Annotated in this window: 8 protein-coding genes; 4 read left to right on the plus strand and 4 right to left on the minus strand. The window is 31.9% G+C overall.

The features are described 5' to 3' along the window. Positions 1 to 9: 9 nt before the first annotated feature. From CUEA01_RS13070 to CUEA01_RS13080, 3 genes are read right to left on the minus strand one after another with little or no spacing between them, the layout of a single operon-like run. A complete protein-coding gene (locus CUEA01_RS13070) occupies positions 10 to 1,020 on the minus strand; it encodes an SPL family radical SAM protein (protein ID WP_234122052.1) in 1,011 nt (336 codons plus the stop codon). Beyond that, complete coding sequence (locus CUEA01_RS13075) at positions 986 to 1,819, minus strand: 5'-methylthioadenosine/S-adenosylhomocysteine nucleosidase family protein (protein ID WP_234122053.1); 834 nt, start codon at positions 1,817 to 1,819, stop codon at positions 986 to 988. The genes CUEA01_RS13070 and CUEA01_RS13075 overlap by 35 nt, the downstream gene beginning before the upstream one ends. Positions 1,820 to 1,843: 24 nt before the next feature. After that, complete coding sequence (locus CUEA01_RS13080) at positions 1,844 to 2,476, minus strand: YczE/YyaS/YitT family protein (RefSeq protein WP_234122054.1); 633 nt, start codon at positions 2,474 to 2,476, stop codon at positions 1,844 to 1,846. Positions 2,477 to 2,720: 244 nt separating this feature from the next. Between CUEA01_RS13080 and CUEA01_RS13085 the strand changes: the two genes are divergently transcribed. Then, complete coding sequence (locus tag CUEA01_RS13085) at positions 2,721 to 6,893, plus strand: Ig-like domain-containing protein (protein ID WP_234122055.1); 4,173 nt, start codon at positions 2,721 to 2,723, stop codon at positions 6,891 to 6,893. A gap of 354 nt (positions 6,894 to 7,247) precedes the next feature. Here CUEA01_RS13085 and CUEA01_RS13090 read toward each other — a convergent pair whose 3' ends face one another. Beyond that, positions 7,248 to 8,123, minus strand: coding sequence for an AraC family transcriptional regulator (locus tag CUEA01_RS13090; protein ID WP_234122056.1), 876 nt, complete (start codon positions 8,121 to 8,123; stop codon positions 7,248 to 7,250). Positions 8,124 to 8,581: 458 nt separating this feature from the next. Here CUEA01_RS13090 and CUEA01_RS13095 point away from each other — a divergent pair, with 458 nt between their 5' ends. The 3 genes from CUEA01_RS13095 to glgP all read left to right on the plus strand — a co-directional run bounded on the left by CUEA01_RS13095 (position 8,582) and on the right by glgP (position 15,021). After that, complete coding sequence (locus CUEA01_RS13095; RefSeq protein WP_234122057.1) at positions 8,582 to 10,945, plus strand: glycoside hydrolase family 31 protein; 2,364 nt, start codon at positions 8,582 to 8,584, stop codon at positions 10,943 to 10,945. Between the two features lie 105 nt (positions 10,946 to 11,050). Beyond that, a complete protein-coding gene (locus CUEA01_RS13100; RefSeq protein ID WP_234122058.1) occupies positions 11,051 to 13,351 on the plus strand; it encodes a glycoside hydrolase family 65 protein in 2,301 nt (766 codons plus the stop codon). A gap of 47 nt (positions 13,352 to 13,398) precedes the next feature. Further along, positions 13,399 to 15,021, plus strand: coding sequence for an alpha-glucan family phosphorylase (glgP, locus tag CUEA01_RS13105; RefSeq protein WP_234122059.1), 1,623 nt, complete (start codon positions 13,399 to 13,401; stop codon positions 15,019 to 15,021). Positions 15,022 to 15,359: the final 338 nt, after the last annotated feature.

Genomic DNA, 15,359 nt, shown 5'->3' on the forward strand with positions numbered 1-15,359 from the left:
ATTTTCTCCTCATACATATATTTTATTTTCAGGTACATACTTTTTCACTTCATTCTTAACTAAATTCACCATCTGACAAATATGCTTTTCATCATAGCTGCAAATACCATTAGAAGTTTCAAAAGGATATGCCAATACTTTAGAATTTACCCTTAATTTGTTCATAATTTTTAAGTAATCCTTTGAAACTCTAAACACTCCAAGGCTTACTTCATAAACTTTTCTTTTAAAAAGAGTATTAAAGGTAGTTTCAACACATTCCATGTAAAGCTTTTCCCAATTGTGTATATAAAGAAGTGGATCAAAACACAACCTTACCTTCCAGCCTTTATCTATTGCGGCACATATACTTTTTAATCTTGCAGCTAGTGATGGAGTATTGATTTCAAATTCTTCTATAACCTTTTGTGGAGAAAGTGTCCATGCTAAAATTACATTTTGTAGACAAGCTATTTCCTCTATTGCTTTAAAGTTTGCACTTTTAGTCCTAATCTCTATTTTTAAATTATCATGTTCCCTCGAAACTTCCATCCACCTATGTAAAAATCCAGTCACCTTTTCCACGGCCATTAAATCCGTATCATAAGAAACGCAAAGATATACAGGATGAATTTTAAGCATTTTTTCAATTTCTGCTATAGTGTCTTCAATATTTACAAATATAACAATATTACTAGATGGATACATGCCCTGCAAATAACAATATTCACAATTATAAATGCAATTCATCACAGCTGAGGTGTAATAAAAATTATCATTTCCGAAGCTGTCACACATTTCTGAACCATGGTATACAAAATTATTCCTTTTTACTGCTAATATAAGGTTAGGACTATTTTTCTGCAATACAAAATTTTGATGACTTCTGCAAAATACATCTTTATAGTGATCAATTTCAACTAACCTGCTTTGGTTAAAAAACTCGAGAATTTTAGAAGAAAGCTTATAATTTAAAGCCTCCTTTTCTACGTAAATATGAGAAAATTTATAATTCCATAAGTCTTTGCTTAAGTTCTCCAAAAACCCGCTTCCCTTCATTTTTAGATTCACATTGAATTTTGGCAAACCCTCTAACTACATCCATGACGTGTCCATTTCTTACCTTATATTGCTTAAATAACTTTTCTAATTCCATATTCATTGCAGTAGTTAACTTCATTTTTGTTGTCAAAACGCTTAAAAGTTTATACTCATCTAAACTAATAATATTACTTACTTCAGTTTTTACTGCTGTCCTATTTTCTAGCCAATTAAATATTTGTGGCATTTTCATTTCCATTAAACTTTGTATTTTCTCTTTTGTAACAGAAGTTGGATTTAAAACATCAGATACGATTTTTATTATATGAATATTGTGAGGCTTAAGAAACATGGAAGCTACCTGATATACAAAAGCACCTTCTTCATCAATTATGTCTCCTTCTATTTGCTCTTTATTTGCCTGTCCCATAACTCCTTTTAAAGATTGTAAGCTTCCTTCCTTAAAAGGATGCTTAAATAAAATATCTGGATAAAATGATCTATTAGAGAAGTCGTCAATAAGCTTATTACATAAAACTACTTCACCAATATCAAAGTTATTTTTAACTGCACCACAAATACCTAAATTTATAAGCATATCATTTTCCTTATATCCAAAACAATTTAATAAATATGCCGTTGCAACTACAGCTTTTATGCCACCTGTACCAGCAATAATAAGCATTTCATTGTCACCTTTAAAAACTTGAAACTTTATTGCCTCTACAACTTTTTTCATCTTATAATGTGAAATTATCCCCTTTGCTTCGTAATATAAAGCAGTTAAAAAATAAGTCATATTCTTCACCCCAACCTTATAAGCTTAACTTGCAAGTACAGCAATTTTATTCTTTACTAGCACTTTAACTAAGGCAATTGCACGTCCAACTCCAAGCACAGCTACCAAGGTTCCAATTCCAATTCCAACAACTTTTCCTGCAAATAGGAAACCAATTGTTACTGTAGTTATGACACTAGATACATCCACAATATTTTTTGCAAGTCCAAGTCCTATACCAAACTTAGCTGAAAATGCTTGTGTGAAACCATCAGCTGCGTTGGGAACAAATTTTGTTTCAACAGTCATGACAACACCGATTCCAGTAAGAAGGATTGCTATAAAAAGCAAAATTAAATTTACTATTAAATTGTTACAATTTATAACTATAATATCATTGAAAAAATTAATTATTCTACTAATTACAATGCTCATAGGAATTTGTAACAAATCAAATATACGAAATTTCCTTCCCCTAAGTACTATCTGACCAAATACACATAATATATATACGATAGCAGTAACATTTCCCAAATTCACCTTCCAAATCTTTGATATACTATACGGAATAGATATAATAGGTGATACACCTAAACCTGTTTTTGTATTTAATATAATTCCAAATGAAAGTATCACCATACCAATACAATATACTAATCCTCTGTAAAAATTTTTCATATACCTTTGCCTCGATTCTTAATTTAAAATTAGATTTTTTATAGTTATATAACGATTATATCACAAAATTTTTTATTTATGGTTTACTATTGTATTTTTTTACTTATTATGTAATAATAGGTTTGAATTTAATTGCTAGTAGTTTTATGTCATTTTAGAAAACGTTTTCTAGAAGGAGGTGAAATCATAAAAATTTTTTATTAATGTTCTTTTAAAACTAATAAAAAAAGTGGGTGGGGAATACATGTTTAAATTAAAAAAAATATTACCTATATCTTTAGCATTAATTTTTGCTTCTTCCTCTATTGAAGGCATACCATTAACTAACAATACAGTTCATGCTTCTAGTGCCAATATTGTTTCAATTGACCCTTCTTTGCAATATCAGACAATGGATGGATGGGGTACATCCCTTGCATGGTGGGCAAAGCTAATGGGTCAATGGAAAACTGATTCAAAAAATCAAATTATGGACTTAATATTTAATCCAGATAAAGGACTTGGATTAAATATGGTAAGGTATAATATCGGCGGTGCAACTAGCCCAAAGGATAAAAACTTACGACTAGGTGCCGACATTGAATCCTATGAATTACCTGATGGCACATACGATTGGACAAAAGATGCTGGACAAAGATGGGTGCTTGAGGAGGCAAAAAAAAGAATAGCCGCTAATGAATTTAAGGCTGAGGCATTTTCAAATTCAGCACCATATTTTATGACAATAAGTGGGCAATCCTCAGGAAATGTTGATGGAAAGAGTAACCTTAAACCTGACCAATACCAAAATTTCGCTGATTACTTAACAAATGTTGTACAGCATTTTAAAACAAGCTTAGGTATTAACTTCAACACACTTGAGCCTATGAATGAACCTAGCACTAACTACTGGAAAAAGGATGGAAATCAAGAAGGCTGCGATTTTGATAGCCCAGCTGAAAAAGATACAATCTTTAAAGATTTGAGCAAGGATCTTACTGATAAAGGACTTAATACAAAACTTTCAGGTTTTGATGAAACTAGTATTGATGTTTCACTTCAAACTATAAAAAGTGCTTCAAAAGATACAATTTCAGCAATTAGCCAATTTAATACTCATGATTATAGCGGAAGTTCCAGGACACAGCTTAGAGATTTAGCTGCCTCTTTAGGGAAACCATTATATATGGATGAAATATGTACAAGCGTTGGACCATGTGATCCTAATTATATTGATAGTGGACTTGCAATTTCAGACTACATCTTTAAAGATTTAAGGGATATGAAAGTCTCCGGATGGGATATATGGCAGTCTGTTGATGATGAAGCAGGAAATGAAAACAACAATCTAAATTATGGACTTATTCGTGCTTATTGGTCAGGCGATAATGCCGAAAAGTATTATATAACAAAACAATATTACGCATTAGCTCAATTTAGTAAATTCATAAGACCAGGTTACAAAATTATTGATGCTAATAATCCTGATGTTGTAGCAGCAATTGATCCAACATCACAAAAACTTGTATTAGTAACGAGAAATAATTCTACAAGTGATAAACCATTAAACTTTGATCTTTCAAAATTTGATACTTCCCAAGCTACAATTAAAGCATATAGAACTAGCTCAAAAGAAAGCCTTGCCGATATATCAAATGGAGTAGCTGTAAAAAATGGAGCTTTGGCTGATACTTTACCAGCAAAATCTATAGCAACCTACGTTATCTCCAATGCTTCTTACAAGGGTGAAGTAGGAACTACAGTCAATGATAACGTTATCGGAACAAACAATAATCAATTTAATTATAGTAATTCATGGTCATACTATAGTTCACAAGATGGTGCTTATAGCAATGATACTCATTACTCAAATACAGCTGACAGCTATTGCAAATTTAAGTTTGATGGCAATAGAATAAAACTTTATGGTGCTTGTGCTCCTGATGCAGGAATAGCAGGTATATCAATTGACGGCAGCGCAGAAACAAATGTTGATTTGTATTCCAGCATTAGAAAAGATAATGCTCTAATATACACTAGCAAATTACTGCCGCCTGGAAGTCATACTGTAAGTGTTAGAGTTACAGGAAATAAAAATGCTGCTTCCAGTGCAACTTTTGTTTCCATTGATCGCGCTGTAGCCGTTCAAAACAGCACAGATAATATAACTCAGCCAAAACCTCAACTTAATCAGGTAACCTCAAGAGACGGCAGCCTTTGGATTAAATATACTGCTGTAGATGGTGCAACTTCATATAACATAAAATACGGAACCTCACAAGGAAACTATACAAAGGTTATTCCTAATGTGAAAGATACTTCATACACAATTACTGGTCTAAACGATGGTACTAAATACTATATATCAGTAAGTGCCACAACTAACGGCATCGAAAGTGCAAACTCAAACGAATTGTCTGAAACACCTGCCATGCCAGCAAACCCAAATTTATTGTATTATGTAAATTGCGGTGATTCAACCCCTTACTCACTAGAGCCTGGGGAAACCTTAGGTACAAATAATGGTAATGAAGATCAGCCGTATAGCTTGGATTCCTTGACTGGATATAACTGGGGATACATTATTGATGAGGGCATTGGCTGGTCCCAAGATATACAAGCTTCTGTAGAATCAAATTATGGCTGCGAAAGACAATACGATGGAACCCTTCCTCAAGGAGGCTTAACCTATAAATTTGACGTACCAGATGGAAAGTATCTTGTAACCATGGGTTTCTACGATCCTTGGCAGCATTCGCAAAGACTCGAGGATATAGTAATTAATGGAACTATGGTAGCTAAAGCACTTTGTCCAAATACCATCGGCATGGTACCCAATTATTATATTACAACTACAAGTGGTGGAACTTTAACTGTTAGAGCTCAAAGATCATCTGTTACTTTAGATGGAAAAACAGATAAGCCTCTTATTTCATGGATTAAAGTTGAAAAGTATACCAAAGTTGATACTATTTCATTTAATAAAAATACGCTTAGCGTTGAAAGAGGACAAACTGCAACCTTAACCCCAACAATAAAACCTGATAATGCCCCATATAAAGATGTCAAATGGTCTTCTACTGATCCTACTATTGCAACAGTTAATAATGGCGTTGTAACAGCCTTAAAAGAAGGAACCACTAAAATTACTGCAACTAGCTTGGATAATCCATCTGCTATAGCAACTTGTGATTTAACAGTTGCCCCAATAAAGGCTGCTGTTCCTGTAAGTTCTATAAATATAAATTACTCAAATATAAATATGAATTTAAATGATTCCTTAAAACTAACAGCCAACGTTTTACCTTCAAATGCGTCAGTAAAAACAGTTACCTGGAGTTCAAGTGATGAAAAAGTTGTAAAGGTATCACAGGATGGCACATTAACACCTGTAGGTTATGGTACAGCAACAATAAAAGCAGTTAGTTTCCAAGATTTAAGTACAACAGGAACTTGTACAGTAAATGTAGTAAAGGGCTATAATCTGTTATACTTTGTTAATGCTGGAGATAGTGATCCTACAGTTTTTGAAGCAGGTGAAGATATTCCTAAGTTAAACAGTAACGAAGATCAGCCCTATGGCACAGATTCAGTCACAGGTAAAAAATGGGGATATGTTCTATCTGATAATGGTGACACTTGGTCTCAAAATCAAGAGGATACACCTGGAAATGATAAGTACAATTGTTTAAGACAGTATAGTGGAACTACAGAAGGAAAAGGCATTACCTATAAATTTGAACTTCCAAATGGCTCCTACAATATAGATATGGGCTTCTATGATCCATGGAATAGTAATGGAAGACTTGAAGATATAGTTATTAATGGGAAAACAGAGCTTACTGGATTTCTAATGAAAAATAATAAAGTAAAAAAATCCTTCTATAATATACAGGTAACTGATGGCACCTTATCCGTTAGTGTATTGAATTCCAAAGGTTCCACGGATAATCCTTTTCTTTCATGGATTTCTGTAGGCAATTATACACCAGCAACTTCTGTTACTCTTAATAATACTTCGTTAACATTAAAACCCGGTGACACTAGTGTATTAACTGCAACTCAAAACCCATGGCAAACCGCAGCTCAAGGCCAAGTAACCTGGACATCTAGTAATACAAAAGTAGCCACAGTTGATGCAAATGGAAAAGTTACAGCTTTAGCACCAGGAGTTTCAAATATTATAGCCACTTCAGTAGATGGTGGTAAATCTGCTGCTTGCTCGGTAACTGTATTAAGCAATACTTCAAATTCAACTGGTACTTCCGCTAAATCTAATAGTGGCTCAACTAATAGTTCAAATAAGACTTCAATTCAAGCAAATACATTGCCAAAAACAGGTAGTATGATAGATTTAGTTACTCTTACTACTTGTGGTCTATTACTTTTACTTGGAGGAATCGGGATGGTACTATTTAGTAAAAAAGCAACCAAATAACTTAAATTCACATTTTAAAATTATTACAAACTAATTTAATCAATTCACAATTCACGGTTCACAATGCACAATGAAGGATACACATACTAGGGGTTTGGGCGTAAAGCCCATGTAGGTTCTTTAACTTATTAGAAGTACTTTCAATAGTAGTGCAATAAAACTTTGTATATTAATAAACTTGCGTCAGGTAAATCTTAAATTATAAGCTTCGCTTAGCACCATAAATGGTGCTATTGCGTAAGCAATAAAAAAATAAGTTTTAAGATTTTCTGTAGCTTTGCTACAGAAAATCTACCTTCATTGTGAATTGTGCATCGTGAATTGTGAATTGATTTAATTCGTAATATTTAAGTCCTATCTATCTAAGCTTTTAAATTTAGCTGGCGTATATCCCTTATATTCTTTAAATTTTTTTATAAAATAGCTCAAATTTTCAAATCCTACATCAAGTGCAACGTCAGACACCTTTCTGTCTTCGTTTTTTAGTATTCTAACTGCTTGTTCTATCCTAAAATGATTTATATATTCTACTGGAGTTTTTCCAGTAATTGCTTTAAAAAACCTACAAAAATAATAAGTGTTCATATTTATTTCTTCAGCAAGATTTTCTATATATATTTTTTCACTATAGTTTAATTGAATATAACTTAAAGCTTTCTTTATAAGTTCAATTTTATAATTTTTAGGTGACTTTATTTCTCCTTTTAATTCACCATTGTTTGCAATTAATCCAATTATCCTTAGTAAAGAAGCCTTTATCAAAATTTCTGATCCATAATTCTTTTTATTGTAAAAATCAATTACTTGCTTAATTTCATCAATGATTTTGTTATTATTAGATGAATTAGTTAATAGCATTGGAAATTTATATAACTTTTTTAATAACGGATCTATAAACTTGCTTTGGCAAACATCATAAAGCTCTCCACTTAAAAAATTTAAATTAAAGACCACTGCTTGATAGTAACATTTTTTTTTATCAATTGAATATCCAGAATGAATACTTTCACTATTTATTAGTATACACTCCCCTTTTTTAGCTTTTATAGTTTCCATATCTATATTAAAAATAGCCTCTCCAGCTTCTATATATATAAATTCAACCTCTTCATGCCAATGACAGTGCAGATCCCTGCCATCAGCTATTTGCTGATTCATATAAACATTTAAAGGAAACATAGCATCGCCATGTACGGTATTTTCTCTAAGTTTGCTTTTTTCTAAATCCACTATTATCTCCCCTTCAATATATAATTTCTGGGATGAATCTCATTTTTCGTAGTTTAAAATTATTGCGAAGCTTTAAACCAGAGTACAAAGTACAGAGTACAGAGTACAATGAATGTGGATTTACCTTTCCTTACGTCAGGTAAATCTTAAACTTATATGTTGTCAGCTTCGCTGAGCAACATTAGAACCGTGGTTGCGTAAGCAATCAAAAACTAAGTTTTAAGATTTTCTGTAGCAAAGCGGAGTAAAATCTTCATTAACTGTACTCTGTACTCTGTCAGCTGTACTCTGAATAAAGGTTCCCAATGTTTAATTTTAGTTAATTTCATATATAGAAAAGTTCATCTTAAATTATATGAAGTCAAAATCGTGTTATTTATAGTTAAAATATAACGAGTATTTCATAAAATATGTCTATATAATGTTATTATAACCTATTAACAAAGGAGTGAAAAGGCATGTTTGGACACATATTAAATTTTAAGCTAAAAGAAAACAAAGTATTTATTAATTTTGAAACAGGCAATGCAATAATAGAAGTTTTAAGTCCTTCGATTATAAATGTATTTTCTCCACTTAAATATGATGATCATTATTCTAAAGCAATAGAAAATAGAACCATAGAAAAATGTGATATAACTGCAACAAATAGCGATAATCATATCGAAATTAAGACAGAAAAGCTTACTGTAAAAATTTTTGATGACTTTAAAGTAGATTTCTATGATAAAATGGGAAATATTTTATGTGAAGATTATAGAGAAAATAGAGAGCCTTTTGAGCGAAGAGGAAACGGCTACGAATTACTTGAAAAAGAAGGTCACAAGGTTGATAGTCAAAATGGAAATCATAAAATTGAAATCATAAAAAAAATGCTTGGAGAAGAAAAATTTTATGGTCTTGGAGATAAAACTGGTCCTTTAAATAAAAAAGGCTATGGTTATGAAATGTGGAATACAGATGATCCAAGTGCTCATCTAGAAAGTCATAAAGCTCTCTACAAAAGCATACCATTTTTTATTAATCTCAGAAAAAATTCAGCTTTTGGTATTTTTTACGATAATACCTTTAAAACTTATTTTGATTTAGGAAAAGAAAATTCAAACTACTACTATTTTGGCTCGGATGACGGAAACCTTGATTATTATTTTATATTTGGGCCAGAGTTTGATAAGGTAATTACTAGATATACAAACCTAACTGGTAAAACGCCTTTACCACAAATGTGGACTTTAGGTTATCACCAATGCAGATGGTCTTATTCTCCTGAAAACAGACTCATGGAAATAGCTGAAAATCTTAGAAGCAACGATATCCCTTGTGATGCTCTCTATTTAGACATTGATTACATGGATGACTACAGAGTATTTACTTGGAATAGAAATGCTTTTCCTAAACCACAAGAGATGATACAAAACTTAAAAAAAGATGGTTTTAAACTAGTAACTATAATAGATCCTGGTGTAAAAAAAGATAAAGGCTACTCCGTATACGAAGAAGGTTTAAAAAATAATTACTTTGCTACTGATAAAGATGGAATTCCATATGTTAATGCAGTTTGGCCAGGAGATTCCCTTTTCCCAGATTTCTCTGACAGTAAAGTTAGAAATTGGTGGGGTAATAATGTTAAAAGTCTTATGGATAACGGTGTTTCTGGAATTTGGAATGATATGAATGAACCCGCTAGCTTTAATGGACCACTACCACTAGATGTTCAATTTAAAAATGATGGTAATCCAACAGACCACAGTGAAATTCACAATGTTTATGGTCATTTAATGGCAAAAGCAACCTATGATGGAATAAAAAATTCTACTAAAAAGAGACCTTTTGTTATAACACGTGCATGCTATGCTGGTACTCAAAAGTATTCTACTGGTTGGACTGGAGATAATCAAAGTCTTTGGGAACATCTAAGAATGTCTATACCTATGTTTTTAAATCTTGGAATGAGTGGACTTGCTTTTACTGGTGCAGATGTAGGTGGCTTTGGGTATGATTGCACTGCCGAACTATTATGCAGATGGAATCAAGTTGGCTGCTTTACTCCATTATTTAGAAATCACTCTACCGCTCAATCAAGAGATCAAGAACCTTGGGCTTTTGATGATGAAACTTTAAATATATCAAGAAAATATATCAAATTAAGATATAAATTAATACCTTACTTATACGACTTAATGTGGAAAGGCGAGCAAAGTGGACTTCCTGTTATGAGACCTTTAGTTCTTCATTATCCATCTGATGAAAACACTTACGAAATTAATGATGAGTTCTTATTTGGTTCAAACATCTTAGTAGCACCAATACTAGAGCAGGGTAAAAAATTTAGAGCAGTATATCTTCCAAAAGGCGAATGGATTGATTACTTTACAAAAGAAAAATTTGAAGGTGAAAGATTTATCGTTAAGGAAGCACCTTTGGATATATGCCCTATTTATATTAAAGCTGGAAGTGTAATTCCAAACTACCCTGATCAAAGTTATATAGGCGAAAATAAAATTGATGAATTAATATTAGATGTATATCCTGGAAATGGCGAATACTTGCATTATGAGGATGATGGTGAAAGCTTTAACTATAAAAATGGAGAATATAATTTATATAAATTTACTACAGAAAACAGCAATTGTTTCTCTATAAATATTGAAAGTTTAAAATCAAATTATAGTGCAAAATATACCTCATTTAAGTTTATCATCAATGCAACTAATGCAACTTCCATAAAACTTAATGATGAATTTATCAATTTTAACACCGATGGAAGCAAAATTAGTTTCTCTATTCCCGCTAAAAATGGTGAATTAAAAATATTATCATAAAAATGTATATTATACTTGAAGTCTTCTGAAATACATGATATATTATATATATGCAACCGTTTGCACTGTTTGGTATTATTTCAATATTATAAAGAAGGTGAATTAATGACTAATTATGTAACCATAGATGAATGGAATATCATCGAAGAAGGCTTACATCTTGATAATAATAGAATATATGAAAGTATAATGAGTATCGGTAATGGCAAAATGGGCATTAGAGGTAATTTCGAAGAAGATTTCACAGGTGACTCTTTAAAAGGAACTTACATTGCTGGCGTATATTATCCAGATAAAACTAGAGTTGGTTGGTGGAAAAATGGCTATCCAGAATATTTTGCTAAGGTTATTAATGCTGCTGACTTCATAGGAATAAAAGTAGAACTTAATGGCGAAAATTTAGATTTAGCCAAATCAAAAGTATGTGAATTTAAGCGCACACTTAATATGAAAAACGGATATCTTCTAAGAAGCTTTGTAGTAGAAGATACTTCAAATAATAAATTTAAAATTGAAGTAAAAAGATTTTTAAGTATGGCAAGAAGTGAAATAGGTGCTATTTCTTACAGCATTACTCCTATTGATAACGATGCCACTATAAGTTTTACTCCTTATTTAAATGGCGATATAAGCAACGAAGACTCAAACTATGATGAAAAATTTTGGAATGTTATTAACAAAAACGTGGACAGTACTTTAGGACATTTAACACTTAAAACCAAAAAATTAGATTTCGAAGTTACTACAGCTATGAAATACAATTTATTCATAGATGGTTCTGAAATTGAATTTAGTCCTGCACTACAAATTGAAGAAAAGTTTGTTGCAAATAAGCTATCAACTCCAGTTAAAGCTGGAAGCACAATAACTATTTTCAAATACGTTGCTGTTACCAGCAGCAGATATTACGAAAAAGAAAACCTAACGCTAAAAGCCTATGAACTTGTAAAAGAAGCCAGTAAAATAGGTTTCGAAGAACTTTTACAAGAACACTCAAATAAATGGGCGCAAATATGGAATGAAGGCGATATTGTTATAGATGGTGATCCTTCTGCTGAGCAAGCAATAAGATTCAATATATTTCAACTAAATCAAACCTATACTGGCGAAGATTCTAGATTGAATATAGGTCCAAAAGGCTTTACTGGTGAAAAATACGGTGGAAGTACTTACTGGGATACTGAAGCTTATTGTATTCCTTTCTATTTAAGCACACGTGAAGCAGCTATAGCAAAAAATTTACTTATTTATAGATACAATCAACTTGATAAAGCCAAAGAAAATGCGGCAAAGCTTGGATTAAAAGGTGCTTTATATCCAATGGTTACCATGAACGGAGAAGAGTGCCACAACGAATGGGAAATAACCTTTGAAGAAATTCATAGAAATGCTGCTATCCCCTATGCAATTTTCAATTATGTAAATTACACTGGTGATGAGGCTTACCTCGCTGAATATGGATTAGATGTACTTGTTGAAACAAGCCGCTTTTGGGCATCAAGAGCAACTTATAATAAATTTAAGGACAAATACATGATACTTGGTGTAACAGGTCCTAATGAATATGAAAACAACGTAAATAATAACTGGTACACAAATACTATGGCAACTTGGAATCTTAAATATACAATTAAAGTAATTGAATTATTAAAAGATAAATATTCTGCCGAATACAAAAATCTAGAAAATAAATTAAACCTTAAAGCTGAAGAAATAGAACAGTGGAAAGATGTAATTAATAAAATGTATTTTCCATACAGTGAGGAACTTGGCATATTCCTTCAACAAGATGGATATCTTGATAAAGAACAAATACTTGTAAAAGACTTGTCACCTGAAAATTTACCTCTAAATCAAAAATGGTCCTGGGATAGAATTTTACGTTCTTGCTTTATTAAACAGGCTGACGTACTTCAAGGTTTGTACTTATTAGATGATAAATTTTCTGTTGAAGTTAAAAAACGTAATTTTGATTTTTATGAACAAAGAACTGTTCACGAATCATCATTATCACCATGCATACATTCAATTATTGCCGCTGAAGTAGGCTATGAAGATAAAGCTTATGACTTATACTTAAGAACAGCAAGATTAGATCTTGATAATTATAACAATGACACTGTTGATGGACTTCATATTACAAGCATGGCTGGTACATGGATGTCTATAGTTCATGGTTTTGGGGGCCTAAGAATAAAAGATAATACTCTTAGCTTAAACCCATTTATTCCAAAAGCCTGGACTAAGTATTCATTTAAAGTACTATTTAGAAATCATCTTATAAAAGTTTCTGTTTCTGCCTCTAATATAACTCTAGAACAGCAAAATGGAGAAACTTTCTCACTATTAGTAAAAAATAAAAGATATACAATACATGAAAATGAAACTATAACAATAAATAAATAAGATAAACCGTTTCAAATGGTTTGTCTCTAGAAAGGTGTGTTTAAATTATGTCAAACAAACAACTTCCAAAGGTAGCTTATTTTTGTATGGAGTATGCTATAGATGCTTCAATGAGAACTTATGCTGGAGGACTTGGTATACTTGCCGGCGATTATATGAAAGGTGCTAAGGATTATGACTATCCAATGGTCGGTATAGGTATAAAATGGAAACAAGGATATTCAGATCAAATGATAGATGAAAATGATCACGCATTTGATTCATATCACAATTATAAATATGACTTTTTAAAGGATACTGGAGTTAAAGTAACAGTTAAAATTCGTCAAAGAGATGTTGTATGTAAGGTATGGTTAGTTGATAAATTTGGAGTTGCTCCTCTATACCTTCTTGATACTGATATTCCAGAAAATCAAGATACTTGGATAACAGGACAACTTTATGGTGGTTTCGGCGAAGATAGAATTGCACAAGAAATGGTTCTTGGTATAGGTGGCGTAAGAGCTTTAAGAGCACTCAACATCGATGTTGATGTTTATCACTTTAATGAAGGTCATGCTCTTTTCGCAGGTTTTGAATTAATAAAGGAAAAAATCGATGCAGGTGCAGCCTTTGACGAAGCTGTAAAAACTTCAAGAGAGGAAATAGTATTTACAACACATACACCTATAGTTCAAGGAAACGAATCTCATCCAATAGATAGAATGTTGTACATGGGTGCAAATAACGGTCTTACTATTGAACAGTTAGTTTCTCTTGGTGGTTCTCCATTTAATATGACAGTTGGAGCTTTAAGACTTTCAAGAATATCTAATGCAGTTGCTCAGCTTCACAAGGAAACTTCAAATAAAATGTGGAAAGATATTGAAGGTAGATCAGAAATAATAGGTATCACTAATGCTATTCACTTGCCTACTTGGGTTGACAATGATATGATTGTTGCTGCTGAAAATCAAAATAAAGACGAATTATGGAATAATCATATGAAAAATAAGAAAGCATTAATAGACTTTGTTTATGAGAGAAATGGTGTAAAACTTGATGCGGATGCTTTATTAATTGGTTTTTCAAGACGTGCTGCTCCTTATAAAAGAAGCGATTTGATATTTACAAACAGTGAAGTAATAGATCCTCTTCTTAAAGAAGGAAAAATTCAAATAGTTTTCTCTGGAAAAGCTCACCCACTAGATGATACAGGTAAAGGAATAGTTGAAAACTTAGTTAAATTCTCAAGAAAATATCCAAACTCAGTAGTATTTCTAGAAAATTATGATATGACTATTGGAAGAATGCTTACTCATGGTTCAGATATATGGCTTAACAACCCAAGAAGACCTTTAGAGGCTAGTGGTACTTCTGGAATGAAAGCTGCTATGAATGGAGTTCTTAACTTAAGTATACTTGATGGTTGGTGGCCAGAAGCTTGCAATCATGGTGTTAACGGATGGCAATTCGGCGATGGAGTTGAATCTGAAGATATAGACTTCATTGACAATCATGATTCAAAAGCATTATATAACACATTAATCAATGAAGTAATCCCAACTTACTATTCAAATAGAGATAAATGGGTTGATATGATGAAAAACAGTATTCTTTCAACAAAAGACTTCTTCTCTGTAAAAAGAATGCTTGACGAATACTACACAAAGATGTACGAGGTTAAGTAGTAGTATCTTGAGACATTAAAAAAAATCCATAAATCTAAGAGAGTAAATCTTAAAATCCTAAGAGCTTTCAATAACTCACTATCGTTCAAACAAATTGAAAGTTCTAAGTCTTTTAAGATTTACTCTCTAAGATTTATTGGATTTTTTTTAAATCGTCTCAAAACACTACTACTTAACCTCTAACGGAAATCAAGGAAAATTTTCCTCCGTACCTACGGAAAATTGGTACATGAGCATTTTTTTATGGCCATATTTTAAATAAGTGTGAAAATAACACTTATTTAAAATATGGCTTCCTTTAGCTATTTTTAAAAGAATGTTTCTATGATGTGTTGGCT

The sequence above is a fragment of the Clostridium hydrogenum genome (assembly GCF_021432385.1).
In the GTDB taxonomy this organism is placed as follows: domain Bacteria; phylum Bacillota; class Clostridia; order Clostridiales; family Clostridiaceae; genus Clostridium_S; species Clostridium_S hydrogenum.